At 32.8% G+C, this 26,956-nt stretch carries 24 protein-coding genes; 5 read left to right on the forward strand and 19 right to left on the reverse strand.

Translation table 11 applies throughout. The annotated features are described in order from the left end of the window. Positions 1 to 16 precede the first annotated feature (16 nt). From IQ05_RS04990 to IQ05_RS05030, 9 genes are all read right to left on the reverse strand, one after another. On the reverse strand, positions 17 to 496 hold the full coding sequence (locus tag IQ05_RS04990) for a hypothetical protein (RefSeq protein ID WP_144890641.1): 480 nt from the start codon (positions 494 to 496) through the stop codon (positions 17 to 19). Next, complete coding sequence (locus tag IQ05_RS04995) at positions 493 to 1,167, reverse strand: peptidoglycan DD-metalloendopeptidase family protein (RefSeq protein WP_144890644.1); 675 nt, start codon at positions 1,165 to 1,167, stop codon at positions 493 to 495. The genes IQ05_RS04990 and IQ05_RS04995 overlap by 4 nt, the downstream gene beginning before the upstream one ends. Positions 1,168 to 1,275: 108 nt before the next feature. Then, the gene (locus IQ05_RS05000) at positions 1,276 to 1,569 is read right to left on the reverse strand and encodes a putative quinol monooxygenase (protein ID WP_144890649.1); all 294 of its coding nucleotides are present in this window, start codon (positions 1,567 to 1,569) and stop codon (positions 1,276 to 1,278) included. A 141-nt stretch (positions 1,570 to 1,710) separates the two neighbouring features. Further along, on the reverse strand, positions 1,711 to 4,119 hold the full coding sequence (locus IQ05_RS05005; RefSeq protein ID WP_144890652.1) for an alpha-ketoacid dehydrogenase subunit alpha/beta: 2,409 nt from the start codon (positions 4,117 to 4,119) through the stop codon (positions 1,711 to 1,713). A 186-nt stretch (positions 4,120 to 4,305) separates the two neighbouring features. Next, entirely contained in the window at positions 4,306 to 7,131 is a 2,826-nt protein-coding gene (locus IQ05_RS05010; RefSeq protein ID WP_317133635.1) for a gluzincin family metallopeptidase, read from the reverse strand. Between the two features lie 218 nt (positions 7,132 to 7,349). After that, on the reverse strand, positions 7,350 to 8,078 hold the full coding sequence (locus tag IQ05_RS05015) for an LOG family protein (RefSeq protein ID WP_144890655.1): 729 nt from the start codon (positions 8,076 to 8,078) through the stop codon (positions 7,350 to 7,352). Between the two features lie 245 nt (positions 8,079 to 8,323). Continuing rightward, positions 8,324 to 11,155, reverse strand: a complete 2,832-nt coding sequence (uvrA, locus tag IQ05_RS05020; protein ID WP_144890658.1) for an excinuclease ABC subunit UvrA — start codon at positions 11,153 to 11,155, stop codon at positions 8,324 to 8,326. Between the two features lie 135 nt (positions 11,156 to 11,290). Then, on the reverse strand, positions 11,291 to 11,545 hold the full coding sequence (locus IQ05_RS05025) for a hypothetical protein (RefSeq protein WP_144890660.1): 255 nt from the start codon (positions 11,543 to 11,545) through the stop codon (positions 11,291 to 11,293). A 63-nt stretch (positions 11,546 to 11,608) separates the two neighbouring features. Further along, positions 11,609 to 11,824, reverse strand: a complete 216-nt coding sequence (locus tag IQ05_RS05030; RefSeq protein ID WP_144890662.1) for a hypothetical protein — start codon at positions 11,822 to 11,824, stop codon at positions 11,609 to 11,611. A 137-nt stretch (positions 11,825 to 11,961) separates the two neighbouring features. On the opposite strand from IQ05_RS05030, the gene IQ05_RS05035 reads away from it, so the two are divergent. Beyond that, positions 11,962 to 12,879: a helix-turn-helix transcriptional regulator gene (locus tag IQ05_RS05035; RefSeq protein ID WP_144890664.1), complete on the forward strand. Its 918-nt coding sequence runs from the start codon at positions 11,962 to 11,964 to the stop codon at positions 12,877 to 12,879. A gap of 103 nt (positions 12,880 to 12,982) precedes the next feature. Here the strand turns inward: IQ05_RS05035 and IQ05_RS05040 are convergent, their stop codons facing one another. The 5 genes from IQ05_RS05040 to IQ05_RS05060 all read right to left on the reverse strand — a co-directional run bounded on the left by IQ05_RS05040 (position 12,983) and on the right by IQ05_RS05060 (position 18,813). After that, a complete protein-coding gene (locus tag IQ05_RS05040) occupies positions 12,983 to 14,050 on the reverse strand; it encodes a YcjF family protein (RefSeq protein WP_144890666.1) in 1,068 nt (355 codons plus the stop codon). Between the two features lie 210 nt (positions 14,051 to 14,260). Further along, entirely contained in the window at positions 14,261 to 14,695 is a 435-nt protein-coding gene (locus tag IQ05_RS05045) for a hypothetical protein (RefSeq protein WP_144890668.1), read from the reverse strand. Between the two features lie 26 nt (positions 14,696 to 14,721). Continuing rightward, entirely contained in the window at positions 14,722 to 14,973 is a 252-nt protein-coding gene (locus IQ05_RS05050) for a hypothetical protein (protein WP_144890670.1), read from the reverse strand. Between the two features lie 125 nt (positions 14,974 to 15,098). After that, positions 15,099 to 18,080, reverse strand: coding sequence for a sensor histidine kinase (locus IQ05_RS05055; protein WP_144890672.1), 2,982 nt, complete (start codon positions 18,078 to 18,080; stop codon positions 15,099 to 15,101). Then, positions 18,064 to 18,813: a LytR/AlgR family response regulator transcription factor gene (locus IQ05_RS05060; protein ID WP_144890675.1), complete on the reverse strand. Its 750-nt coding sequence runs from the start codon at positions 18,811 to 18,813 to the stop codon at positions 18,064 to 18,066. Before IQ05_RS05060 ends, IQ05_RS05055 begins: the two co-directional genes overlap by 17 nt. Positions 18,814 to 18,989: 176 nt before the next feature. Between IQ05_RS05060 and IQ05_RS05065 the strand changes: the two genes are divergently transcribed. Continuing rightward, entirely contained in the window at positions 18,990 to 19,907 is a 918-nt protein-coding gene (locus IQ05_RS05065) for a ketopantoate reductase family protein (protein ID WP_144890677.1), read from the forward strand. A gap of 11 nt (positions 19,908 to 19,918) precedes the next feature. On the opposite strand, the gene IQ05_RS05070 is transcribed toward IQ05_RS05065, so the two are convergent. The 5 genes from IQ05_RS05070 to IQ05_RS05090 form a co-directional block, all read right to left on the reverse strand. Then, complete coding sequence (locus IQ05_RS05070; RefSeq protein WP_144890679.1) at positions 19,919 to 20,512, reverse strand: RsmD family RNA methyltransferase; 594 nt, start codon at positions 20,510 to 20,512, stop codon at positions 19,919 to 19,921. Beyond that, positions 20,509 to 21,315, reverse strand: coding sequence for a DUF3822 family protein (locus tag IQ05_RS05075; protein WP_144890681.1), 807 nt, complete (start codon positions 21,313 to 21,315; stop codon positions 20,509 to 20,511). Before IQ05_RS05075 ends, IQ05_RS05070 begins: the two co-directional genes overlap by 4 nt. Positions 21,316 to 21,501: 186 nt before the next feature. Next, positions 21,502 to 22,335 carry an OmpA/MotB family protein gene (locus IQ05_RS05080; protein WP_144890683.1) on the reverse strand — a complete coding sequence of 278 codons (834 nt, stop codon included), beginning with the start codon at positions 22,333 to 22,335 and terminating at the stop codon, positions 21,502 to 21,504. Between the two features lie 48 nt (positions 22,336 to 22,383). Then, entirely contained in the window at positions 22,384 to 23,382 is a 999-nt protein-coding gene (locus IQ05_RS05085) for a glycosyltransferase family 2 protein (protein WP_144890685.1), read from the reverse strand. A gap of 14 nt (positions 23,383 to 23,396) precedes the next feature. After that, positions 23,397 to 23,846 (reverse strand): type I restriction enzyme HsdR N-terminal domain-containing protein, encoded by a 450-nt coding sequence (locus IQ05_RS05090; RefSeq protein ID WP_144890687.1) that lies wholly within the window; start codon positions 23,844 to 23,846, stop codon positions 23,397 to 23,399. Between the two features lie 94 nt (positions 23,847 to 23,940). Here IQ05_RS05090 and holA point away from each other — a divergent pair, with 94 nt between their 5' ends. The 3 genes from holA to ettA all read left to right on the forward strand — a co-directional run bounded on the left by holA (position 23,941) and on the right by ettA (position 26,933). Then, a complete protein-coding gene (holA, locus tag IQ05_RS05095; RefSeq protein ID WP_144890689.1) occupies positions 23,941 to 24,945 on the forward strand; it encodes a DNA polymerase III subunit delta in 1,005 nt (334 codons plus the stop codon). Positions 24,946 to 25,007: 62 nt separating this feature from the next. Next, positions 25,008 to 25,184 (forward strand): CAL67264 family membrane protein, encoded by a 177-nt coding sequence (locus IQ05_RS05100; RefSeq protein ID WP_144890691.1) that lies wholly within the window; start codon positions 25,008 to 25,010, stop codon positions 25,182 to 25,184. 54 nt (positions 25,185 to 25,238) lie between these two features. Then, the gene (ettA, locus tag IQ05_RS05105; RefSeq protein WP_144890693.1) at positions 25,239 to 26,933 is read left to right on the forward strand and encodes an energy-dependent translational throttle protein EttA; all 1,695 of its coding nucleotides are present in this window, start codon (positions 25,239 to 25,241) and stop codon (positions 26,931 to 26,933) included. The last annotated feature ends 23 nt before the right edge of the window (positions 26,934 to 26,956 follow it).

Below are 26,956 nucleotides of genomic sequence, written 5' to 3' on the forward strand. Positions count from 1 at the left end.
GAAATTAAATGAATTATTAATTTATATTAATAGTATCATTCCAGTCCAATGATTTTATGGAGGAAACCTTATTAGTAGATGTCATTGTGACCCTTAATTCTTTGTTGGCAACATTTTTAGAATAAAGTGCTTTGTATCTAAAAATAATGGAATTATCGCTTTTAATTGTATAGGCTTCGATAAGTTTTAAATCCTCAAATGTGCCGTAATATTGTCTAAATCGTTGACACGTTTTAGTAAGTCTTTCTTGTGTGGTATTTTGAATCACTGATGGTGTTGCTTCATCAGGCGTAAAAGGTTTAAATTTAGAGGTGTTACACGTCATTAAAACACGTTTACCCAGTTCATAAGCCTTGATCTTTTGAGTATCATTAATATCACCTACAGCTATTTTTATTATAGTTGATGCCGTTTTAGGATTCGTAGTAATATTTTTGTTGGTTTTACAGCCAATAACAACCAATAGAATAGCTGTAAGAAAAATTAATTTTTTCATATTTTAAGTAATAGGTTAGGATCGGGACAATTTTCTAGATAAAAATCTAAATCTTTTTTACTACAAACACCTGGATAATCTCCATGCATTTCTTGTATGTTTTTTATAATTTGAAAGTGTAGGTGAGGAGCATAATCTCCGTTTACAGCGGCTTCACCAAGTGTAGCTAGCAACTGACCTTTTGCAAAGAAATCACCAACTGCAATATTTTTTAAACTATCTAGACTTAAATGTCCATAAAGAGTATAGAATAAATGTTCTTCAAGAGCGTGTTCTAGAATTATTGTAGGTCCATAATCTCCTAGACCAGTGTTGTAATTAAAACTATGAACAGTGCCATCAAGAGCTGCTAATACTGACGTTCCTGCTTTTATCCACAAGTCTAGTCCTAAGTGAATGTTCCTTTCTTCAATATTAGGATCATTAAAAATACCAGAACGCTTGTACAAATCTCTTGTTTCATTGTAACCTCCATAAGCTACTTTAGCATTTTTTTCTAATAAATAATGGTCTATGTAATTCTCAAATTCGGGGGCATTTTTCAATTGTAGGTTTTGAAAATGAGTATTGTCTACTGATAAATCCAGTGGAATATAATCACTATATGGAATTGTATTTTCAATTACTTTACAATCATGAATATCTTTTAGTATGTTTTCTAACGGTTGCATGTTTTTTTTTCATTAAAAATATAAAAAAATGCCAATATAGCGAGGCTATATTGGCATTATAACAATTAATTAAGACGTTTTCTTAAATCAAATATTTTTTTGACATACTTATTTTACTGCAAGTAAGTCTACAAATTCTATTACAGGATCTTTTGATAAAAGCGTTCCTGCATTTGCCATTAAAGCTTCGGCTATTTTACCTGCCAAATGTGCTTTTCGACCTTCTTCAGTTTCAAAGGTGTCAAAAATTCCAAATGTTGAAGTTCCTATTTGCCATCCGTACCAATTCACCGTTTCGGGTTCATCCAATACTAATGGTAGGGCACTTTTTAAAAATGCTGCCACTTCAGCTTCTTTTCCTTCTTTGGCTTCTAGACGAGCTAATAATGCGTATTTTTCCATAATTATTTTAGTTTTAGTAAAGATAATTAAATGGGAAGTTGTGCGGTAGAGTTTAACTTTTGTTGAGGATTGTTTTTTTAGAAAAATTAGGTTAAAAAAAAACCAATCTGATTTAGATTGGTTTTTAACTTATTTAAAAAATTAATATAATGAAGGAAATTTCAATGGATTTACTTCGTGCATCATATCATAAACTTTTTCATAAATATCCTCAGCAGATGGTTTAGAGAAATAATCTCCATCAGTACCATAAGCAGGTCTGTGGGCTTTTGCAGTTAAAGTTTGTGGTTTACTGTCAAGGTGTTCATAAGCATTTTGCTCCTCAAGAATTTGTTGCATGATATAAGCCGAAGCTCCTCCTGGTACATCCTCATCAATTACTAGTAAACGATTTGTTTTTGCAATACTTTTTATAATGTCTTTGTTGATGTCGAATGGTAAAAGTGATTGTAAATCAATAACTTCACAATCAATGCCAACTTCTTGTAATTCTATTGCAGCTTGTTGTACAAGTCTCAATGTTGATCCATAAGAAACAAGTGTAATGTCGTTTCCATGTTTTAAAGTTTCTATAACACCTATTGGAGTTTTGAATTCTCCATAGTTCAATGGCATTTTTTCTTTCAATCGGTATCCATTCAAGCATTCAATTACTAGAGCTGGTTCGTCACACTCTAACAAGCTGTTATAAAATCCGGCGGCTTGTGTCATATTTCTAGGTACCAAAACATGAATTCCACGCACTGCATTGATAATCATTCCCATTGGTGATCCAGAGTGCCAAATTCCTTCTAAACGGTGACCTCTAGTTCGTATAATTAGCGGCGCTTTTTGTTTTCCTACTGTTCTATATCGTAAAGTAGCTAAATCATCACTCATGATTTGAATCGCATACAATAAATAATCTAGGTATTGAATTTCGGCTATTGGTCTTAAGCCTCTCAATGCAAGTCCTATTCCTTGCCCTAAAATAGTTGCTTCTCTAATACCAACGTCAGCTACTCGAAGTTCTCCATATTTCTCTTGCATTCCTTCAAGACCTTGGTTTACATCGCCAATTGCTCCTGCATCTTCACCAAAAATCAATGTTTCAGGATATTTAGTAAAAATAGCATCAAAGTTATCGCGCAAAATCATCCTTCCATCAGTATCTTCTTTTGCATCATCTGCATAAGTAGGTAATGCCATTTTTGATGAAAATATATTTTCCTTTGTTTCTGAAAATAAATTGCTACTGAAGTTTATCTGCTCTTTGTTAGTATAGTTTGTGATCCACTGTGAAAGCTCATTTTTTCCAGATTCGTTCAAAATCAATCGGAGTACTTTTCTAGCTGCAACTAAAATTTCTTTTTTCAATGGTGTCTTAATACCACTTAGTTCAGCTACATACTTCAAAATAGACTCTTGGTGTGCACTAGTAGTTGCGATTTTTTGCAATAGTACTATTAACTCTTTTTGATCTTCGATTATAGGCTCAAGAAAAGCTGTCCAAGCTGCTTTTTTACCCTCTAAAACCTCTTTTTTTGCTTGTGCATCAATAGCATCAATTTCTTCTGGAGAGGCTATATTTATAGCTATCATCCACAATTTCATTTGTCTGATACAGTCAAATTCTCTTTCCCAGGCTAAGCGATCTGCATTTTTATAACGCTCATGTGATCCAGAACTCGAGTGTCCTTGGGGTTGAGTTAACTCATTTACATGAATTAAAACGGGAACATGATTTTCACGAGCTACTGTAGCTGCTTTTTCATAAGTAGTAATCAAATCAGCGTAATCCCAACCTTTTACTCTAAAGATTTCATATCCGTTGGTATCTGCTTCTTTTTGATATCCTTTTAAGATTTCAGAGATATTTTCTTTTGTGGTTTGATGTCTTGCATGTACCGAAATTCCGTACTCATCATCCCAAACACTCATCACCATTGGCACTTGTAAAACACCTGCCGCGTTGATAGTTTCAAAAAATAATCCTTCAGATGTACTTGCATTTCCGATGGTTCCCCAAGCAATTTCATTTCCTTCGTTAGAAAAATTTGCCGCATTAGGAATGCCTGATACTTGTCTGTAAATCTTAGAGGCTTGAGCAAGTCCTAACAAACGTGGCATTTGGCCCGCAGTAGGAGATATATCTGAACTTGAATTTTTTTGTTTTGTTAAGTCTTTCCAAGATCCATCTTCGTTAAGACTGTGTGTTGCAAAGTGCCCGCCCATTTGTCTTCCGGCAGACATTGGATCATGTTTGATGTCAGTGTGACCGTACAGTCCAGCAAAAAACTGTTGAATTGTAAGTTCACCTATTGCCATCATAAAGGTTTGATCACGGTAATATCCGGATCTAAAATCACCATTTTTGAAAGCTTTGGCCATAGCCAATTGAGGAACTTCTTTGCCATCACCAAAAATTCCAAACTTGGCCTTTCCTGTTAATACTTCTTTTCGTCCTAATAAACTGCACTCACGGCTTATTATTGCTGTGGTATAGTCTTTTAAAACTTCGATTTTGAAATCTTCAAATGTCAATGCAGAATTGGTTTTTTCTTTTATCATAATAGAAAAGTATAACTTTATGCTGCAAATTTACTTAAAAACAACCTATTATCATAGCGCTTTGAAAAAAATAGAATTTAATTTTCGCAATTTATTCTAAGTAAATGAAGTTTATTTTTTTATTATGTGTAATTTTATTATCAAATATTTGATAATAATTCAACAATTTGACAAGATAGCTTTCGTTTAGAACCACTTTCGATTAAAAAGATTGAGTAATGTTTTAGGTGAAAAAGTTACAATAAAACGTATTTTTTCGTTGTATTTGTTCTGAGAAATTTCCCAACCATTGTTAGAGTAGACTGGAAAGTAAAGCTCAAAGTAGTCGGTAACCAGGTTCAAGCGTATGCCGCTATCGTATACAAAACGCTCTTTTGAACCACTATTTTTCATTAATCCTACATCTCCATATAGCTCTATCCAATTCCAAATGCTGTAACTAGCGTTCAAACTTGTAAGCCATCTGTTTGCAAATGGAGTGTCTATTTTTGATTTAAAACCACCCTCAGCAATAATGTATTGCTGACTAAAAAGTCCACTATTCTCTGATCTTCCTATGTAATTATAGTCAAATAAATAATCGGTAGGACGATCTAGCGCAAAACTAAAAAAGTTAGATTGTGTTTTATTATGCAAAAAACTTCCGGCATAAAATCGTAAATTGAGTTGACGGTTATTTTCAAAAAGTTTTCGATATTCAATTTCTGCTGTAAGTTTACTAAATTTTCCTGAAGCCTGTAAATCAATGGCAAAGTTTACATGATTGGTAACTTCAGTTTTTGTATTTATATAACGAGTATTAAAAACAGAATAATTAGTTGCAGTATTCTCAGTAAGAATTGCACTTTCATCTTTATTAACAATGACTTGTCGAAATAGAATTAATTGTTTTCTATTATCTCTAAAGTTTGGCTCACGAATGCGCAATTGAATTGATGGATTTAATCTAAAATACGCTGCGTCTTGTGCGTAATTAAAATAATTGGCACTTATCCCATAGCGAATGTTGTATAGAGTACTTGTCCTAATATTTTGGTTCACCACAAATGCTGCTGATCCAGATATATTTTGTGATCTAGTAGAGTAAGATGGATTGACATCAAAAATAATAGGTTTGTCAAGTATGGTTTTATTATGTAATCGAATGCCCGGGGTAAGGCCATCATATAAATTATAGTAAATAGAAGGTACATATAATATTTGATTGTAATACGGATCTTCAAGATCTTTCATAAAAACAAATTTTATTGGTCTGTTATTAGGCAAAAAACCATTTAACTTTTTCCAGTTATTTCGCAAATTAAATTCTGGTACTTCGTTTTTTAAGTTTAAAATCAAGCGATCAATGTTTTTTCTAGGAATGGTCAAGGTGCTATCACAGGCCTCAATATCGAGCCATTGCTTAAAAACAGTTGCGCCTTTCCTAGTGCCATAAACAGGAATAGGAATTGTAGTTCCTGTTCTGTTTTTTACAGAAAATGTAATGCTGTCCTTTGTCTTACTCAGAGTTGTAAATTTATAATCAACAATGTCTCTTGAATTGATCATGGTGGTAAAAAACCAACTTATATCTTTTTTTGTTTTGGATTTTAAAAGGGTTTCAAAATCAGTTCTTGTTGCTAGTATATGTTGCTTTTTTGCATACAATTCTTGAATACTTTGCATCATAATGTCTTGTTTAAGAAAATCATCCAGAAACCTAATGCTTAATCCAGCCTTATATTTATTGGCAATTTGTTCATTAAACTTAATCAAATTATTTTTAGACTCTCCTAAGGGTTGATCTAGATTTTTACGTGCCATTAACATATAAAAATAACTGTATTGATCATTAAAATCAATATTTGCAATATTAAAATTCTGCAACAGTTTAAATCTGGAAAGACTGCCAATCATTTTTGTATTTGGATAATTCTCGTCAATATATTTCATCATAGCATAGACTTGAATGCCGTCATAAATCCAATTTTCTTTTCTAGGGTCAAGGTGCAAGCTTGTTTTAAGAAATGAATTTAAATATGTTTTTAAAAACTTAATTTCATACAAAAATTCTTCAGGGAAGGGACTTAAAAAAGAGGGTAGTTGGTTCAAACCATAAAACGGATTTTTATCATAATCATTTTGAGTGATAATGATTTTTTCATGTGGATATTTTCCAATAAATGCATTGGTAAAGGTGACTACTTTATCAATTACTAACGCTTTTTGAACATCGTTTAACTTGGTGTTCTTTAAATCGGTGACAACATCAACAATATTATTTTTAAAACTTGTAAATTCTGGTTTTGAGGTAATTATCAAATTAATGTTTGTACGATTATCTCCTTTTAAAAGATGTGTGGTTTCCTCTCCTTTTTCATCAAACTGCAGTACATTTAAGTCTGTAGATAGTTTTTTTTTGGAGGGTAGTGTTATTAAAACTTCAAATGAGGTAATGCCGTTTGCACTATCATCAAGATTGTTGTTACTATATTGTAAAAATTTGTTGTTTTCATATCGTGCTGGGACTAAAAAACAGTTTTTTAAACTAAAATTCCCTTCATTATCAATGCCATAATTTGTAAATTTCGCATTCGGAATTTTTAGCGTGTAAGTAAGTGTGAGTTTTATTTTTTGAAAAGGCAAAATGGCATTGGTTAATGTCACAACAACACAATCCGGGTTTTTTTCAGGCCGGTTCCATTGTAATTCGGTGGTTGTATCTAGTATTTTTAAATTTTGAGTACTTCCACGATCATCCTCTTTGGCTAGGTGAAAACCTCTGTAAAATTCGTCCGAAAACCGTTTGGCTAGTGGTGTAAATTTAGTAGCATATGCATTGTTCCAATCGTTAAAAACTAAAGATGTAAGCGTATCATTCGACGCATTATGATACACAAATTCCTGTTCCACGGTTATAGTTTTACTTTCAGGATTGACAACCGCTTGCATTTTAGTAAAATGCTGACTGTAATTTTTTTGTATTCCAATTAACAAAAAAAATGTTAACGTAACTCTTATATAGGTTTTCAAATTTGTACTCCTTTGTTTAAGATTAATGCCAATAAAAAATCAAGTGCCTATTGTAAAAAAGGGTTTAAATATTTAAGATTCTGTATCAAAATCATTTCTTTTGAAAATAAACCAGCTGCACTCAAAGGGCTAAATATAAGTATTATTCAACACGAAATTCTTATTTTTTTTAAATTTTGACAAAAAAAAGAAGCTGTTGTGAGCAGCTTCTTTTCAATTTAAAAATTTGGAGATAAATCGTATTTCTTATAAAAGGCATCAATTACTGCCACAACTTCATCTTCGGTATCTACAATCTTAATTAAGTTTAAGTCTTGCGGACTCACTGTTTTTTCTTTTTCTACAAGTACCGTTTTTACCCAGTCTAACAATCCAGACCAAAAACTGCTTCCTACCAAAATAATAGGGAATTTTCCAATTTTCTTAGTTTGAATCAGAGTGATCGCTTCAAAAAGTTCGTCTAGTGTACCAAAACCTCCTGGCATAACCACAAATCCTTGTGAATATTTCACAAACATCACCTTACGAACAAAGAAATAATCAAAGTTTAAGTTTTTATCCGTGTCAATATACGGGTTAAAATGCTGCTCAAATGGCAGCTCAATATTCAATCCTACTGAGGTTCCACCGCCTAAATGCGCTCCTTTATTTCCAGCTTCCATAATTCCAGGACCACCGCCAGTAATTACCCCGTAACCCGCTTTACTAATCTTGTAAGCAATTTTTTCTGCTAATAAATAATTCGGATCCTCTGGTTTGGTTCTCGCCGATCCAAAAATAGACACACAAGGACCTATTCGCCCCATGCTTTCGTACCCATTTACAAACTCCGACATGATTTTAAAAATCGCCCAGCTGTCATTAGTACGTATTTCATTCCAATCTTTCTGCTTCAATCGGTCTTGGATAACCTTATCCTCGTCATTATCAAAATCTTCTAATCTCATATTCTGTCTTTTAATTATCTTTTCTATTATTTTTCAGGAGCTTTATCCTGCTGTCCGTTCTATCTTTTTATTTTTTAAAGAAAAAAAATAAAAAGGATGCCACTTCCATCAGGGCTAAAAATCGAGTCTGCTAAAGTAATTCTTTTTTTAAAACTGCCACATACTGCTTTAGCAGTTTTTGTCATTTTATATGAATTTACTTTCGATATAAATTTCCAGTTTGGAATTCCTATTTTGGAGGTAAATTAAACCAACTCTTTCTTTAAAAACTGAGCGGTATAGCTTTTTTTACTTTTCGCTACTTCTTCGGGCGTTCCTTTGGCAATCAACTGGCCGCCACCTTTTCCGCCTTCAGGACCAATATCAATAATGTAATCAGCTAATTTAATTACATCCATATTATGCTCAATAATCAAGATGGTATTTCCTTTATCAACTAGTTTGTTAATCACTTCCATCAAAACTCTAATATCCTCAAAATGAAGCCCTGTTGTAGGTTCGTCAAGGATGTAAAACGTATTTCCAGTATCTTTTTTAGACAATTCTCCTGCTAACTTGATGCGTTGTGCTTCACCTCCAGATAGTGTGGTACTTTGTTGGCCAAGTGTAATATAGCCCAAACCTACATCTTGTAAGGTTTTAACTTTTCTGTATATCTTCGGAATCATTTCAAAGAATGGAACAGCCTCGTCAATAGTCATGTTCAATACATCCGAAATAGATTTTCCTTTGTATCTTATTTCTAGTGTTTCTCTATTAAAACGCTTTCCTTGACAGGTCTCGCATTCTACGTAAACATCAGGTAAAAAATTCATTTCTATTGTTCGAACACCTGATCCTTCACAGGTTTCACAACGTCCGCCTTTTACATTAAAACTAAAACGTCCCGCTTTGTATCCCCGAATCATACTTTCAGAAGTCATCGTAAACAGATTTCTGATTTCTGTAAAAACTTCGGTATAGGTTGCTGGGTTACTTCGAGGTGTTCTACCAATCGGGCTTTGGTCAATATCAATCACTTTATCGATATGTTCTAAACCTTCAATTTTTTTGTACGGTTGCGGTTTCTTGACACCATTAAAATAATAGGCATTCAAAATAGGGTAGAGCGTCTCGTTAATCAAAGTCGATTTTCCACTTCCCGAAACTCCCGTCACGCAGATCATTTTACCCAAAGGCAACTCAATTGAAACGTTTTTTAGATTATTCCCCGTTGCTCCAGTTAGTTTTAAGAATTTTCCGTTTCCTTCTCTTCGTTTTTTTGGAACTTCAATTTGCATCTCTCCGTTCATATACATCGCAGTAATAGTATGATGTTTGAGGATTTCAGCAGGAGTTCCTTTACTGATGATTTCACCACCATATTTCCCGGCTTTTGGACCAATATCAATCACATAATCGGCACGTTCAATCATGTCTTTATCGTGTTCCACCACAATTACAGAATTTCCAATATCGCGCAATTGTTCCAACGAATGAATCAGTTTTTCATTGTCTCGCTGGTGCAAACCAATACTTGGCTCATCTAAAATATATAATACACCAACCAATTGCGAACCAATTTGAGTAGCCAAACGAATTCTTTGCGCTTCACCTCCCGAAAGTGATTTAGAGCTTCGGCTTAAAGCCAAATAATCCAAACCTACATTCATCAAGAAATGTAAACGGTCCTTAATCTCTTTGATTACTTCAGTAGCGATACGCTTTTGTTTATCAGATAAATGGTTGTCTAAATCTTTGAACCAAGCAGTCAAATCCGAAATGTCCATGTCACACAATTCGGTAATATTTTTAGTGTTGATTTTAAAGAATTGGGCTTCTTTTTTTAATCGGGAACCTTCACAAACAGGACATTTTATCTCGTCCATGAATTCTTTTGCCCAGCGCTTGATTGTCGCCGATCCACTTTCATCATGTTGGTTTTTTATAAAATGCGAGATTCCTTCAAAATCAATTTTATATTCTTTAGTAACTCCAGCTGTTTTCGATTCGATGCTAAATTTTTCTTTACCACCATTCAAAATCATTTCCATCGCTTCTGCAGGAATGGTTTCAATGGCATCAGTCAATTTAAAACTGAATTTTTCACCAATGGTTTCCAATTGCTTAAAAATCCAAGAGCTTTTGTATTCGCCCAAAGGAGCAAAACCACCCGCCTTTATAGATAATTTTGGGTTTGGAACAATTTTTTTGCTGTTGACTTCATTTACAGTTCCAAGTCCGTTGCAATGATCACAAGCTCCTTTTGGAGAATTGAAAGAAAATAAATTGGGCTCTGGATTTTGATAGGAAATTCCGGTGCTAGGACACATCAAGTTCCGACTAAAATAGCGCACCTCATTCGAATCTTGGTCTAAAACCATCAGTACATTTTCACCTTGATTCATGGCGGTATTGATACTTTCCATCAAACGTTTGGCATTATCGGGTGTGTCTTCAATTACCATTCTATCGACTACAATTTCGATGTCATGAGTTTTGTAACGGTCAAGTTTCATCCCAAGAGTAATATCAAGTACTTCGCCATTGACACGAACTTTCAAGAATCCTTGTTTGGCAATTTGTTGAAAAAGTTCTGCGTAATGTCCTTTTCTAGCTCGGATAACTGGTGCTAAAATATTGATTCGTTTTCCTGCAAAATCCTGAATAATCAAATCCTTAATTTGCTCGTCAGAGTAGGAAACCATTTTTTCTCCGGTATTGTAACTATACGCATCGGCACCACGAGCATAAAGCAAACGCAAGAAATCATAAATTTCAGTAATAGTTCCTACCGTAGAACGCGGACTTTTACTGGTTGTTTTTTGTTCAATAGCAATCACAGGTGAAAGCCCATCGATTTTATCAACATCAGGACGTTCTAGTCCACCCAAAAACTGACGCGCATAAGCTGAAAAAGTTTCTATATAACGGCGTTGCCCTTCGGCATAAATGGTATCAAAAGCTAAGGAGGATTTCCCAGATCCCGAAAGGCCGGTAATTACAACCAGTTTTTCTCTAGGAATGGAAACATCTATATTTTTTAAGTTGTGCACGCGAGCGCCCTGAACTTCAATGGTATTGTCTTTGTCTAGCATAATTTTTTGCAAAAAAGCAAAGTTACCATTTTGATTTGTTCTTTTGATGCAACAGTTTAGAAGTTTGTGTTAAAATGGGATATAAAAAAAACGCTAATAGGAGTTAGCGTTTTTTGGTTACATTGTATTTACATCTTACTCCATTCCTAGTCCTAATGTTTGTAAAATGCCAACAATCCATATAATTGGTTTCCAAAGTACAATAAAGCCTATAATTGATAGAATGGAAAAAACAGACCAAAATCCAAAACCATAGGCTAATGTAAATTCTGGAAAGTATTCTACTAAAAACATGTAAATACCGAAAGGAATAGCTGCCAAAACGACAACGATCCAAACTAGACATTTGATAAAGAAAACGATTGTATTTAATAAAAATTGAAAAAGCATAATTTTGATTTTTTAAGTGACTTTTGTCAGGTTACTAAGTGTTTTTTTAATAATAGTTGTACTTTAATTTTGTAAGTTTGTAGTTGTTTTATCATCCTCTAATGCGGTGACTAGTCCTGTTATCAGTAATGATAGTCCAGCGCCAATCATACCTCCGGTTTGAGGTTTTTTCCCTAAGTAATTAGCAATAGCAATACCCGCCGCTGCGCTTGTTGTTAAAATGGTACTTAAGCTACTAAAGTCCATTTCTGTGCTTTGTTTTTTTAATGAATTTTTCATGATAATTGTTTTTAAATTTCGGGGCTAAATTATGTTTCAAACGCGACAATTAGTGTCGTTTAAAAATGATTTGAAAAAAAAATATTGCGACAGTAATTGACGCTTTTCTTTTCTATTTTTGAATAATTAAAAACAGCATGAAAAAAGACAATAAAAAGCATCTGAATTCAACACAAGTTTATCGCACTAAAATTTTGGTGGAACTTTTAAAAAAAAATCTATCTGTGCATCGTGATGTACTTATAAAAGAAATATCTGCAAAGGATCTTAGGAATATATCTGTACGTACAATACAACGATATGTAAAAGATTTAAATGAGGATTATGGGATTGTCATTACCTTTAATAAAGGCAATAAACACTATTATTTAAACGAGGAAAAATCGGTTAATATTGAGTCCTTTTTAAGTCACATTGAGATTTTATCAACAGCTGAACTTATAAAGTCTAGTTTTAACGAAACAAATAACGCATTAGCCTTTATTGAATTTGAAAATAATGCGTCTATGTCATCAATTTTAAATTTTAAAATTATTTTAGAAGCCATTCACCAAGCATTACCTATTACTTTTGAACACTATAGTTTTTACCATTTAAAAGAGGAAGAATACACTTTAAAACCTTACTTCTTGAAACAATACCAAAACCGCTGGTATGTTATTGGCGAAACTGAAAAAGGATATCGTACTTTTGGAATTGACAGAATAGAAAATATTAGTGTTGGTACTAAAAAGTTCAAATCAAAAACCATAGAAGCCAAAGACAAGTTTAGTCATGTTATAGGTTTAAATTATGTTGATCATAAATTACAAATTGTAAAACTTTCATTTGATATTTCTCAGAAACCTTATCTTGTTTCGCTTCCTATGCATCGCACTCAAAAAGAAATTAACCTAGAAAACGAGAAGACTTTTGATATTGAAATGATTATTCACCCTAATTTCGAATTTAGCCAACAGATTTTGAAGTATGGAAGTTTAGTTAAAGTTTTGGAGCCCGAATGGTTGGTGAATGAAATTAAGGAGGAGTTGAGAAAGGGGTTTGAGGGGTATTGAATGACACATAAAATTAACAAGTGCTTCAACTTATTGAATAGAAGTTGAAACACTCGTTTTTTAATTCACCCAATCTATTTACCAAAATGTAGCTAAAGTAATTTTATACTTTGGCTGGCTCTTTCTCTTTTTTGTACATTTCGTATTTTTCATTAAATATTTTACCAACCTCTCCTAAATCGAGAGCCATTCCGCTTTTGTAGTAGGCATTGCTTGCCCATCCAAAAGCATATGTCAGTGAAGCTGCAATTGAGGCTGCAATTGCCATGGTTGCAACTTCTAAAAGCTGTGCACCCGGAATCCAACCTACGGCTTTTAGTGTAGTTATTCCCCATCTAACAACTTGTTTACCAATACTTCCTGTTACAGTTGACGCAACAAGGCTCATTATATCTTCTTTTGTAGGCTTAATATCATAAATATATGCAATTTTAAATGCAAGTCCAGTTTGTAATGCTGACAATGCTATTATGTCAGAACCAGGAATAGGTAATGCTCCAATTCCAAAAGCGGCAGCAGTTGCTGCATTAATCCACTTTTTTACTGACTGCTCTTTAAATTTAGAAATTTTTAAAAACATTAAATCTTTACCATTAGCTTCTAGAATTTTGACAATTTCGTTATTTAAATTCTGAATACCTTCTCCTGTTTTAGATGAAATTGGAATTGGAAAAATACCAAGCTCCTCTTTTATCTGATTTATTACCTCGGTAACTTCATTTTGCTCTAAAGAGTCAATTTTGTTCAAAACAACTAATGTTTGTTTACCCAAAGCGGCGATTTCTTCAAAAGCTTTCTTTTCGTGTTTGGTTATACCAACTCCTGCGTTTAAAAAGTATAAAATTATATCAGCGCTATTTGCTACAAAATCAGAAGCTTTTTTACTTATATCAGCATCAATATCAAATAATCCAGGAGTGTCAGCTACAAAGACTCCTTTATTTAATTCATAAAGTGAAACTTCCTTAGTCCAACCTGAACGAGCTTTTACTTCTGTATAGTCAATACCTGTAAGAGTATTAATTGTTTTTGATTTCCCGGCATTTACGCTACCAATAAGGCTAATAATTAATTTTTGGTTACTAATGTTTTCAAATTCAGTATGCGTTTCATCATATGATCTTTTGAAAGCATCTTCGTAACTTTTTTGGTCAAATTCGTTGTTTTCCATTTTAAAAATGTTTTATTGGTTTTTATAAAAGTTTATTATGCTGCGCGTTTAAAAAAATTACATTAATCCTAAATAATCTCAAAAATTAATAAAAGCACACTTTAGCTTAAGTAATTTTTCACTCTTCTATTCTTACATCTTTTTTTTTCTATCAATTATTTAAAGACCAAATCTACCCTTCCAAAACGTCAATTTTTGTCGCTCTATTTTTTATTTCATTAAACTGTTAACCATTCGCTCAATACCTTCATCTGCAATTTTTAAATTTGAAAGAGTCAATTTCAAGTTGATATTGTGTTTCGTAATATTATTTGATTTTGTCATCCAATCCTCCATAAGTTGTTTTAGTTTTGATTGGTTAATTGTTCTCAGAGTTACCGAAACATTCTCGGGACAATTCACCACTAATGCAATTTGTTCATCTGTCAAGATATGTTTGAATTTGGAATGTAACATTTCAGAAGAACGTATGTGTTCATAGTCATATCTTTCGCCGCCTCTTAAAATTTGTCCAGTGTAGCAATCGGTATAAAGTGCTATTCCATCACTTCCTCTAATTAATGCTTCTTTTTGCATAGCTTTTTTCCTTGTTGCAAAAATTTTGTCAATTGCTATTCTGCTGTAAGGTCTTTTTGGATCGATCATTTTGAAATCTACTTATTAACCTTTATTTACAATGCTGGTGAATGTTTTCCTTTGCTTGATCCGTTTGGATGTCTTGAACAGGAATTAGCAGTTAAACTTGATATACTACTTGATGATGAACCGCAGTATTTGCAGCTGTATTTTGATTTTTCGGAACCTTCATAAAGCGTATGTTTTCCCTTGCTTGGTCCAAGAGGGTGACGCGGACAGGAGTTAGTGGTTAAACTCGAAATACTAGAACTTTTCGATCCGCAATTGGCACAATAAAAATTTGACATATTTTGGTGTTGATTTATGGTTATCAGTCAAAACTAAAAAACTTAAAACAACAAAAAACCCCGAAATTATAAATCGGGGTTTCTAGGCTATAAAATGGGTAATCTGTGTTATGATTTTTTTTCAGCTACATAATTAATCGGATAATTACTGTAGTTCCTGTTTCCAAAAAAGTAATTTCGATAGGATTTATATTGCTAGGTTGCATAATTTGAAGGCGCTTTTTGGCAATGGCAATGCCTTTTGAACTGTGGGTGTTTATATTCTTGGTTATGCCTTTCCCGTTATCTAAAATTTGGATTTGAAGCAGCTGATCAACCGTGATTGTAAAATAAATTGTGAAAGAAGGGTGAGGAGATTCTTCATTAAAAGCATGCTTAAAAATATTTTCAACAAAAGGCTGTAATAACATTGTAGGTATTTCTATTTGATACCTGTCGATGCTTTCATCCACTTCAATTGCAAATTGAATACGGTTGTCAAATCGTTTGTTTTCTATAGCAATGTAGGTCTCTAAATATTTAATTTCATCAGCAATTGTTATGGTTTGGTAGGTAGAATTGTCTAATGTTTGGCGCATCAAACTGGCTACTTCGCTGATATAAATTGTAGAATTTAGTTTGTCATTGTTAAAAACAAAACCTTGAATGGTTTGTAAAGCATTGAATGTAAAATGCGGATTCATCTGACTTAATAAGGCTTCTAGTTTTGCCTTAGCAAGTTGATTTTCGGTTGCTGCTTTTTGTTGGGCTCGTTTTTTTATTCTGAAAATTAATAGCGTTGCTCCTAGAATGATAAGAATTCCGATTACACAATAAAACAGTCCTGTTTTCCAAAATGGAGGTTCAATGATAATTTTTAAAACACTAAAACGCATTGTTTTTCCGGCATGTAAATCTAAAACTTCAATTTCTAGATTGTAGGTGTCATTTGGTAAATAAGACAAATAAACGAATGGCTTTTCTGTATAAGGACTCCATCGATTTGTTTTTTTTAAGCGGTATCTAAACTTTAATTTGTTTGGGAACGAATGTCCTTTTGGTACAAAGTCTAATGCTATTGTATTGTGTTCATAATCTGTAACTAATTGATTGGATTGATACGAAAACCAACGGTAATTTTTTGGATCAATAGGAACCGAATTAATGGCAATTGAACTGATTTTGATATCGGTAACCGAATTTTTAGTTGCTGTAATTTTGTTTAAATCGATAGTGTAAAAACCTTTCTTAGTGCCAAGCCACAATTGATTTTCAATAATACTTGAACTAGTTATGACGGCATCTTTCAGACCTTGTTCCTTATCAAATAACTGTATTACTCCATTATGATAGCAGTTTATTCCTTTTTCGGTACCTATAAAAATATAGTCTTGGTAACTTTCTAGAAACGTGATTGTAGTACCGATCAACTGATTTTTTGGAATTGTTTTTAGTATTTTAAAAGATTTGGTGTTATCAATTACATAAACAGCACCAAATTCTGATGCAATAATCAAGTTTTCTTGCTTGTTTTGGGTAATAAATTTGAGTTTGCTTCCCTTCCAAATACCTTCTTTTAGTAGCGATTTGAAAACTTTATTTTCATAAACAAACAATCCTTGGAACACTGAAATGAGGTAGCTTTTGTCTTTTGAATTTAAAATTCCAACTACGTCCAAAGGGGTATTCGTATTAAATTCCGAGTAGTGTTTGACTTTTAAATTAGTAAGATCATCATATACCCGAACGCCCGCGTAGGGAATCGTTTCTATAAATTGGTGATCATAGGTAAACCCAATTTTATAACTGTGAATGGGTACGTAATTGATTAATTCACCATTTAAGCTAATCTCAAATAGGCCAATGTTGCTGCTGATCCAAAACGATTTTTGATGTTTTATAATTTCGTAAAATTCGATTTGGTTTGCGGGTATTTTATAATTTAATTCATAATAACCGTCAGCATGTGAAGGCAGTTTTTGTTTTGAATTTTTAATGTACGCTAGTTCTGCATTTTTAAAATCAGTTAATGAAACTGATGTGGTAATGGTATTGTCTTTTTCTAAAAAGGAGACTCCATCCTGATGCAGTATTACTTTTTTTGCTCCGATGGTGGTAAAATCCACTATCGATTTATTTTCAAATGGGTTGTAGTTAATGGTTTTATCGAGTTGAATTTCGTATATTCCTTTGTCTTTTGAACCTACGTAAAGAATGTTTTTTTTACGAGCGTGCACCACATTCAATAAATTTTTAGAATCAATTCCGTACAATTCCGAAATGTTTTTCATCTGGTTATTTGCAATTGCATACAAACCACCACTGTTGTCAAACACACCCCAAGCAGCCGCGTAAAGATTACGATCACTATCTGCACTGAAGTCCCAAAAAGTAGATTGCCCAAGAGATTTTGAAATTGGCTGATTTTGTATTAACTTGTCCATTGGAAAGGATTGTAGGAATCCTTTGTTGGCGCTGAATAAAGTTCCTTCAAATAATCCCAAACTGTAGGCATATTTAAACTGATTTACTGGTACAATTTCTGGTTTGTTTTTATTAGTTACAATTTTAAAAAGACCTTCGTTAGCCGTTGAAAAAAACACTTCATTTTTATAAACTACAAAATCCGTAACAATAAACACTCCAAAATGAGGTATAATTCCTTTTGGAACTACTACCGCGTTAGTCTTAAGATCAATAATGGCAACTCCTAGTTCTGTACCTACATAAATTTTGTCGTTATAAGCTAATACTTTTCGAGTTCGTAAAGATGGTAAGCCTCTTTGTTTGTTAAAAACAGTAAATTGTAAACCATCATATTTGTACACACCACCCCCATAACTAGCAAACCATAAGTTGCCATTGTGATCTTGAGCGATGTCCCAGCAACTGTTATTTTTTATTGTTTTTGGTAAAATTAGATTTGAAAAGGCTCCATTTTCCAACTTTGAAATTCCATTTTCGGTACCGATCCATAGGTCTTCATTTTTATCTAAAAACAATGCCCGTACTGCATTATTAGGTAATCCATTTGAAGTAGTATAATTTATTGATGGCTTGTATTGAGCTGAACAATAAAAACCATAAAAACACACAAGAAAAAGTAAAACTCTAGTTGGCAAGTGCATCTATAAGTTTAGTTTTGTTATAATAAGCATCTGAAACTTTAATGTTGGAACCATTTGACATTTTTAAAGTATACGTTTTACTGTTAAAAGAAGCTATCTTTTTCTTATTTATAATGGCGCTACTACTTACTTTAATAAATCTACTTTCTTGTAGTAATAACATCACATCCTTCAAGTATTTATGAATTACGATAGTATCATTAGTTGTTACAATTGTACATTTACCAGTTCCATTTTGTGATTGAAAACTTATAATTTCAGTTGTGTCAACTACTGTAAAACCGTCATTGGAAGGGAATAAAATGGTACTATTTTCACCATTCAAATTATTCTTTAATATCTCGTTCCTATTGATAGAGTTTGCCAAAGCGGTTTTAGTCTCGAATCGTTCAATAATGGCTTTGATGTTTAATGGATTTATAGGTTTCATTAAATAATTCATGGCACTTATCTCAATAGCTTTTGTATATTCGTTGGCATGTCCAGTAACAAATACGACTTCAAAAGGCAGTACATCAAAATTGTTAATCAATTCAAACCCATTTTTTTCTGGCATATCGATATCTAAAAATACTAAATCTGGCTTGTGGGTTTTGATGGCCATCAATGCGGAATCAACGGAAGGACAAAGGGCTGCAATTTGAATAACTCCATTACTATACGATTCACAAAAACTTTGAATGAGTTCTCTCGATTTTTGGTGATCATCAACGATGATTGCTTTTATTGACATAGAATAGAAAAAGTAATGAATTAGTATTTGTTAAAAGAATAGTGAAATGTATTACTTTTTTGGTAAAAAAACTAATTTTGTCAATGGGATTTATACTTTTAATGCAATACTTAATTATAAAGATTATTGTAATTTCGAATCTACTTTAAAGCATTCATCTTAATAACAAACAACTTATGAAACAAAGAATTGGAATTTTAGGAATTGGTGGAGTAGGAGGATATTTTGGTGGATTATTAGCAAAGGCTTACTTAGACTCAGATACAATCGAAATTGTATTTATTGCCCGTGGTAATACTCAAAATACCATAGCGCAAAATGGATTAAAAATAAGTACCGATACCACTGAAAGTAATGTGTTCCCTAATTTGGTTTCCAATGATCCAGCAGAGATTGGAACTCTAGATGTCCTTATTTGTGCTACAAAAACCTATGATATTGAAAACAGTTTGATGTCGATAAAAGATTGTATTACCTCTGACACTATTATTCTGCCATTATATAATGGTGTTGATGGAACGGAGCGGATTCAAACATTATTTCCTGAAAATACAATTTTGAAAGCTTGTGTTTATATTGTTTCTATGATTACCGCTCCTGGAAATATTAAGAAAATTGGTTCTTATGAAAAATTATTTTTTGGTTCTACAACAGTACCAATTTCAAAATTAGAAAGATTACAATCTATTTTTACAAATGCAAAAATCGAAAGCTATCTTGTAGAAAATATCGAGGAAACGGTTTGGGAAAAATTTATTTTCATCTCCGCTTTGGCCTCTGCAACTTCCTATTTGAATCAAAATATTGGCGGTATTTTAAATAATCCTACCAATAAAGAACTCTATATTACATTGTTAAAGGAAATTTCGGCTGTTGCTTTGGCAAAAGGGATCAACTTACCCATGGATATTGTTGCTCAAACCATAACAAAACTAGAAAAATCGCCGCAAGACAATACTTCATCCATGCACAGAGATGTTTTAGCTGGAAATACTACAGAAGTGAAATCACTTACAGAATATGTTGTTACTGAAGGATTAAAATACGGGGTTCTTACGCCTAAGTATCAGCAAATTTTAAAGAAATTGACTTAAAACACTACTATTTACTCTTCTTCTTGATTCAAAGAAATTACTTTAGTATCATCATCATCATCTTGGCTTTCAATTTCGAAAAAACTGAAAATAGATCCTCCGTAACTTTTTTGAAAAGAAAAATGCATCATATGATCGAGTTTTGTGTATTTAGAGTGTTCAATAACCATCATTCCATCTTGGTTGAGTAAATCTTTTTCAAAAACCAACATTACAATTCTTTCAAACGTTTTTTGGTCTAAACCATATGGAGGGTCTGCAAAAATGATATCATAGGATGTCTTGCATTTTTCCAAATAAGCAAACACATCACTTTTTGTAGCGGCTATATTAAAATCGTATTCAGAGGCTACTTGTTTGATGAATTTTACGCAACCAAAATCACCATCAACAGAAGTTATTGGCGTGCTACCGCGAGAAGCAAATTCATAGCTAATGTTTCCTGTCCCTGCGAATAAATCTAATATTTTGAGGTCTTCAAAACTGAAATGATTGTTTAAAACATTGAATAGCGCCTCTTTAGACATGTCTGTTGTAGGTCGAACAGGTAAGCCTTTTGGAGGTGAAATTCTTCTTCCTTTATATTTTCCGGATATGATTCTCATGAGTTAAAAAGTATGTAATGGGCTCTGTTTTCGGCAACAGAAAAATAATTATTCCAACGTAAATCTTCCACGTCAATGAGAGATACATTTCGAATGTATTTGTAAACAATTGTGTAAAAATCACTTTCTACATCTATTTTTCCAATAAATTCTAATGCAAAATATTCAGGATTCATTCCTAACTGTTCTGCAGTAAAAAGAATATAATAAATTAAATCCTCGGGGGTTTTGTAATCAAAAGAATTGAAAAATATAAGTTTTTGATTTTCTATAACTACTATTTCAAAATGACCCGTATTAAGATGAACAAACATTTTTTTACGGAGCTTGTCTTTTGTTAATTCTAATAATTTTGAAACTAAAATACTGTGTGCATGCTTGTATGTAAAGGAACCAAAATGATCTATAAAAAAATTATTAATATTCACATAAGGGATATAAACTGTATTCATTTGGTGGTTCTCTAATGTGTCAAAAGCAAAAAAATCAGTTTCAAAAACCTTAGTATTGTATTGCAAGTAACTACCTAGTGCTTCTTCATCAAAAAATAGAGTAGGGACAAATGTTGCTAAATTATTATTGTGTACAACAAGAATTTCGTCATATTTTTGAGATAATTCCGAATGGTTTTTAAAAGCATTTGCAAATAAATCTTCAATTTTTGTTGTCTTTGGAAAAGCATCAAAATATACCTCATTAAACGAAGAAACCGTATCATTCAAGGTGTCAAAACAACAAAAAGAAAGTCCAGTCAAGGAAACTTGAATAGATAATTTTTTATAATTTTTTTCGATTACATCCATAAAAACACATATTTTTTTGACCTCGCAAACTTACAAATTTAATCAGTAATAAGTATCTCATTACAATGGAAATGATTTCGATTGTTAATTATATATTTTAATACTTTAAACTAAATAAGGGTATCATCTTTATAACAAAAAAAACGCCTCTAATTGAGGCGTTTGATTTATGATTTGAATAAAAAACTATTGTTTTTGTTTTTTCATTTCTTTTTCGATCATTTCATAAAATTGATCAATTTTTGGTAAAACAACAATTCTTGTTCTACGGTTTCTTGATTTATTTTCAGGTGTATCATTAGCCACAAGTGGTATGTATGAACTTCTACCAGCAGCTATCAATTGTTCTGGTTTTACACCAAGTTGATTTGTAAGTACGCGAATAATGGCAGTAGAACGTTTAACACTTAAATCCCAGTTGTCAAGTAAAACACCTGTACCGTTGTAAGGTACATTATCTGTATGTCCTTCAACCATACACTCAAAATCTGGTTTGTCATTTACAACCTTGGCAACTTTTGCAAGTACACCTTTAGCTTGATCTGTTACATCATAGCTTCCACTTTTGAATAATAATTTATCTGCAATAGAAATAAATACTACTCCTTTTTCAACATTTATTTCAATATCCGGATCAGATATTCCTACAGAACTTTTCAAGCTAGTAATAAGCGCTAGTGTCACACTATCTTTTTTGGTCAAAGCATCCTGCATTCTGCTTATTTTTAAATCTTTCTCTTTGATTGATTCTAATGCTTTTTCAATATTTTCAGCACCTTTTGTAGATAAAACAGTCATATCTTTTGAAACACTAATCAAACCTTGATTTTGTTCTTTTAAAGTTGCTGCAGTTGCGGCAAGTCCTGCTTTTTCCTCTAAGCAAGAATTAAGCTTTACAGTGGCAGTATTTAATAAGTCTTGTGTTTCTTTATTTTTCGCCTCTAAATCGGTGTATTTCTTTTTTGAAACACATGATGTCATAAGGGCTAAAACGGTAAGGGTTAATGCTATTTTTTTCATAGGTATTATTTTTTTTGTTACTGAAACAAATTTAGTTTTTTTGGAACACTATACTCTAAATAAATCGTTAAAAACAGTGCGTCCTTTAATGAAGTAATTATAAACGATACTTTTGGTCTTATAGTATTTAGGTGATTGTGTTTTGTCTCTTTTAGCGTAATTTTCCCTAAATAGTTTATAAAATGCCCCATGTGCTCTGAGGATAGCCCAAAAGTGTTTCCCTTTTCCTTGCATTAAGAATTGTATTCCTGCAACACCATCTAAAATCATTCTAGGAAACAAAATAACAAAGAGTTGTTTTTTAGGTAAGTTTTTGGTTAGCATCAACAAGGAATTTCTAAAGTTCAAATACGTTTTTAGAGGGTTTCCTTGCTGTAAAGTAGCACCTCCTACGTGATACACCACGGATTCAAAACAATATTTAATTGTATATCCTTTATTTATTGCTCGCCAACATAGATCTATCTCTTCTTGATGGGCAAAAAAGTCTCCATCAAACCCTTCGAGTTCATGATAAACAGCATTTCTGATAAAAAAACAAGCTCCAGAAGCCCAAAATAGATTTGTTTCATCATTATATTGTCCTAAATCTTTTTCTAGAGTATCAAATATTCTTCCCCTGCAAAATGGATATCCGTACTTATCTATAAAGCCTCCAGCTGCTCCAGCATATTCAAAATATTCTTTATTTTTGAAATCTAGTATTTTGGGTTGAATAATAGCGGTATTTGGTTCTTTTTCAAAGATTTTTGAAATAGGTTGCAACCAATTTTCGGTAACTTCAATATCAGAATTAATGAGTGCATACACATCGGCATTCAAATGTTGAAGTGCTTCGTTATAGCCTTTCGCAAAACCAAAATTACCAGAATTTTGAATAATCTCAACCTCGGGAAAATTTTGTTTTACAAAAGCAACTGAGGCATCTGTAGAAGCATTATCTGCCACATATATAGTCGCTTCTTTTGAAAATTGTACTACTGAGGGTAAAAATTGTTCTAATAATTTGGTTCCATTCCAATTAAGGATAACAACGGCTATTTTCATGGTGTAATAATGTGCTAAAGTGGCCCGTAATTGGGCAAATCTTTCAGAAATTGATATTTTTCATTTTCAAAATCCATTTGGCAAAAGTAGTGATTCAATCCATTGGTTACCATCAAAAAGTTGGCTTGTAATGTCATATTGTATTGGGCTATTTGGTCAAATGTGACTTGTGCTATTTGAATTTGAGGGGCTTTGCATTCTACAAGGATATTGATTGTACCGTCAGTATTGTAAACAACAACATCGTACCTTTTGCGTAAGCCGTTGACTTTTAAGACTTTTTCAACATTTATTAAAGAAAGGGGGTATTCTTTTTGTTCCAATAAAAACCGAACTACATGCTGCCTTACCCATTCCTCAGGTGTAAGAATTATAAATTTTTTACGAATGACATCAAAAATAGCTGTTTTATTTTCGCTATTTTTGAACCGAAAAGTATAGTGTGGAAAATTGAGAATTTGCATGGTGCAAAAGTATTAAATAAGTTTAAAAAGTAAAGTTTAAAGATCCATTCTGATAAAAAGATACTTTGCTTATTAAAACTTGAATTAAATTGAAATGGACGAAGTCATAAAAATTGTAAATGATATTAAAAGTGGTTCTATAAAACCCATTTACCTTTTAATGGGTGAGGAGTCTTATTATATTGACAAACTCTCAGATTTTATTGAAGAAAAAGTATTGTCTGAGGAAGAAAAAGGATTCAATCAAACTGTTTTATACGGACGAGATGTAACTGTTGAAGATGTGATTGCTACTGCAAAACGATATCCTATGATGGCTGACCGCCAAGTAGTAATTGTAAAAGAAGCTCAAGATTTAAATCGAACGTTTGATAAATTTGAAGCTTATGCAGATAACCCAATGCCTTCAACCGTTTTAGTATTGTGTTATAAATACAAAACGGTTGACAAACGAAAAAAAGTAACCAAACTTATTGCGAAAAACGGATTGGTTTTCGAGAGTAAAAAATTATATGAAAACCAAGTAGGCGATTGGATTAAGCGAGTACTCTCTGGTAAGAAATACATGATAGAGCCTAAAGCTACGGCAATGCTTGTAGAGTTTTTAGGTACTGATTTGAGTAAAATAAACAATGAATTAGAAAAGTTGCAAATTATTTTACCTGTCGGAAGTACAATAACACCCCAACATATTGAGGATAATATAGGTTTTAGTAAAGATTATAATGTTTTTGAACTTAGAAAAGCACTTGGAGAGCGCAATCAGTTGAAAGCGTATAAAATAGCTGAAAACTTCGCTCAAAACCCAAAGGAAAACCCTATGGTGGTGACCACTAGTTTAATATTTGGATTTTTTATACAGCTTTTAAAATACCATGGTTTAAAGGATAAAAACCCAAAAAATGTAGCAGCCGTAATAGGTGTAAATCCATTTTTCATGAAAGAATATGATGTTGCTTTGAAAAATTATCCAATGAAAAAAGTGAGTCAAATTGTAGGAGCACTTCGGGATATTGATGTTAAAAGTAAAGGTGTAGGTGCAAATGCAATTTCACAATCGGATTTATTACGAGAGATGCTTTTTAAAATATTCAATTAAAATTATAAAAATTCCGATATTTGCAACTCAAATTGTAACAAAACATTTATAAATAAAGTAACATGAATAAAAATACAATCTTAGGTTGGGCAACACTCATTATGATTTTAATAGGATTATTGCTTATTGCTCTGGGCGCGTTTCGATATGATGATGTTGCTGGATGGGGATTTGCAGCAGTAGGAATTGGATTTTTAGCAAATGCATGGGTTTTTAGTTCACTCAAAGGAAGGTTGTAAAAGTACAAACACAAAGAGAAAAATAAATAAAAAGATAACTGAAAAACATAAATTATGTCAGACGATAAAAAAGTAATATTCTCAATGCAAAAATTGAGTAAAACCTATCAAGGTGCAGATAAACCAGTACTTAAAAATATTTACTTGAGTTTCTTTTATGGTGCCAAAATAGGTATATTAGGACTTAATGGTTCTGGAAAATCATCACTTTTAAAAATTATTGCAGGTGTTGATAAAAATTATCAAGGAGATGTTGTTTTTCAACCAGGTTATACGGTAGGATACTTAGAGCAAGAACCAATTTTGGACGATACTAAAACCGTTTTAGAAATTGTTCAAGAAGGTGCAGCAGAAACCATGGCTGTTTTAGCAGAATACAATCAAATTAATGATTTGTTTGGACTTGAAGAAAACTATTCTGATCCAGACAAAATGGACAAATTGATGGATCGTCAAGCGGCTTTGCAAGACAAAATTGATGCGCTGGGAGCTTGGGAAATCGATACCAAACTAGAAATAGCTATGGATGCCTTGCGTACTCCAGATGGTGATACGCCAATTAAAAATCTTTCTGGTGGTGAGCGTCGTCGTGTAGCTTTATGCCGATTGTTGTTGCAACAACCAGACGTTTTGCTTTTAGATGAGCCTACCAACCACTTGGATGCAGAATCCGTACTTTGGTTAGAGCAGCATTTAGCACAATATGCAGGAACAGTAATTGCTGTAACTCACGATAGGTATTTCTTAGATAATGTAGCAGGTTGGATTCTAGAGTTGGATAGAGGAGAAGGTATTCCGTGGAAAGGGAATTATTCTTCTTGGTTAGATCAAAAATCTAGCAGAATGGCTCTTGAAGAAAAAGTAGCTTCAAAACGCAGAAAAAACTTAGAGCGTGAGTTGGATTGGGTTCGTCAAGGTGCCAAAGGCCGTCAAACCAAACAAAAAGCACGTTTACAGAACTACGATAAATTGTTAAACGAAGATCAAAAACAATTGGACGAAAACTTGGAGATTTACATTCCAAATGGTCCTCGTCTAGGAACCAATGTTATTGAAGCTAAAAATGTAGCTAAAGCTTTTGGAGAGAAATTATTATATGACAATCTAAACTTTACGTTGCCACAAGCAGGGATTGTTGGGATTATCGGGCCAAACGGAGCTGGTAAGTCTACTATTTTCAAAATGATAATGGGTGAGCAAGCTACAGATAGTGGTTCTTTTTCTGTTGGTGAAACTGTAAAAATTGCTTATGTAGATCAATCGCATTCTAATATTGACCCTAATAAATCAATTTGGGAAAATTTCGCTGATGGTCAGGAACTAATTATGATGGGTGGAAAACAAGTCAATTCTAGAGCATATTTGTCTCGTTTCAACTTTGGTGGTGGCGAACAAAACAAAAAAGTTTCAATGCTTTCAGGTGGAGAACGCAACCGTTTGCACTTGGCCATGACATTAAAGGAAGAAGGAAATGTACTTTTACTGGATGAGCCAACCAATGATTTGGACGTAAATACGTTAAGAGCATTAGAAGAAGGTTTAGAGAATTTTGCTGGTTGTGCTGTGGTAATTTCGCACGATAGATGGTTCTTAGATAGAATTTGTACGCACATTTTAGCTTTTGAAGGCGACTCTGAAGTATATTATTTCGAAGGAGGTTTTACTGAATACGAAGAAAATAAAAAGAAACGTTTAGGGGGTGATTTAACTCCAAAACGATTAAAATATAGAAAATTAATCCGCAACTAATTTTCTTCTATTTTATATAAAAA

This window comes from Flavobacterium tiangeerense (assembly GCF_007830355.1).
Lineage (GTDB): Bacteria > Bacteroidota > Bacteroidia > Flavobacteriales > Flavobacteriaceae > Flavobacterium > Flavobacterium tiangeerense.

Coding starts and splice junctions, on each gene's coding strand:
- IQ05_RS04990 (WP_144890641.1), bottom strand. CDS start 496: ATGAAAAAATTAATTTTTCTTACAGCTATTCTATTGGTTGTTATTGGC.
- IQ05_RS04995 (WP_144890644.1), bottom strand. CDS start 1,167: ATGCAACCGTTAGAAAACATACTAAAAGATATTCATGATTGTAAAGTA.
- IQ05_RS05000 (WP_144890649.1), bottom strand. CDS start 1,569: ATGGAAAAATACGCATTATTAGCTCGTCTAGAAGCCAAAGAAGGAAAA.
- IQ05_RS05005 (WP_144890652.1), bottom strand. CDS start 4,119: ATGATAAAAGAAAAAACCAATTCTGCATTGACATTTGAAGATTTCAAA.
- IQ05_RS05015 (WP_144890655.1), bottom strand. CDS start 8,078: ATGAGATTAGAAGATTTTGATAATGACGAGGATAAGGTTATCCAAGAC.
- uvrA (WP_144890658.1), bottom strand. CDS start 11,155: ATGCTAGACAAAGACAATACCATTGAAGTTCAGGGCGCTCGCGTGCAC.
- IQ05_RS05025 (WP_144890660.1), bottom strand. CDS start 11,545: ATGCTTTTTCAATTTTTATTAAATACAATCGTTTTCTTTATCAAATGT.
- IQ05_RS05030 (WP_144890662.1), bottom strand. CDS start 11,824: ATGAAAAATTCATTAAAAAAACAAAGCACAGAAATGGACTTTAGTAGC.
- IQ05_RS05035 (WP_144890664.1), top strand. CDS start 11,962: ATGAAAAAAGACAATAAAAAGCATCTGAATTCAACACAAGTTTATCGC.
- IQ05_RS05040 (WP_144890666.1), bottom strand. CDS start 14,050: ATGGAAAACAACGAATTTGACCAAAAAAGTTACGAAGATGCTTTCAAA.
- IQ05_RS05045 (WP_144890668.1), bottom strand. CDS start 14,695: ATGATCGATCCAAAAAGACCTTACAGCAGAATAGCAATTGACAAAATT.
- IQ05_RS05050 (WP_144890670.1), bottom strand. CDS start 14,973: ATGTCAAATTTTTATTGTGCCAATTGCGGATCGAAAAGTTCTAGTATT.
- IQ05_RS05055 (WP_144890672.1), bottom strand. CDS start 18,080: ATGCACTTGCCAACTAGAGTTTTACTTTTTCTTGTGTGTTTTTATGGT.
- IQ05_RS05060 (WP_144890675.1), bottom strand. CDS start 18,813: ATGTCAATAAAAGCAATCATCGTTGATGATCACCAAAAATCGAGAGAA.
- IQ05_RS05065 (WP_144890677.1), top strand. CDS start 18,990: ATGAAACAAAGAATTGGAATTTTAGGAATTGGTGGAGTAGGAGGATAT.
- IQ05_RS05070 (WP_144890679.1), bottom strand. CDS start 20,512: ATGAGAATCATATCCGGAAAATATAAAGGAAGAAGAATTTCACCTCCA.
- IQ05_RS05075 (WP_144890681.1), bottom strand. CDS start 21,315: ATGGATGTAATCGAAAAAAATTATAAAAAATTATCTATTCAAGTTTCC.
- IQ05_RS05080 (WP_144890683.1), bottom strand. CDS start 22,335: ATGAAAAAAATAGCATTAACCCTTACCGTTTTAGCCCTTATGACATCA.
- IQ05_RS05085 (WP_144890685.1), bottom strand. CDS start 23,382: ATGAAAATAGCCGTTGTTATCCTTAATTGGAATGGAACCAAATTATTA.
- IQ05_RS05090 (WP_144890687.1), bottom strand. CDS start 23,846: ATGCAAATTCTCAATTTTCCACACTATACTTTTCGGTTCAAAAATAGC.
- holA (WP_144890689.1), top strand. CDS start 23,941: ATGGACGAAGTCATAAAAATTGTAAATGATATTAAAAGTGGTTCTATA.
- IQ05_RS05100 (WP_144890691.1), top strand. CDS start 25,008: ATGAATAAAAATACAATCTTAGGTTGGGCAACACTCATTATGATTTTA.
- ettA (WP_144890693.1), top strand. CDS start 25,239: ATGTCAGACGATAAAAAAGTAATATTCTCAATGCAAAAATTGAGTAAA.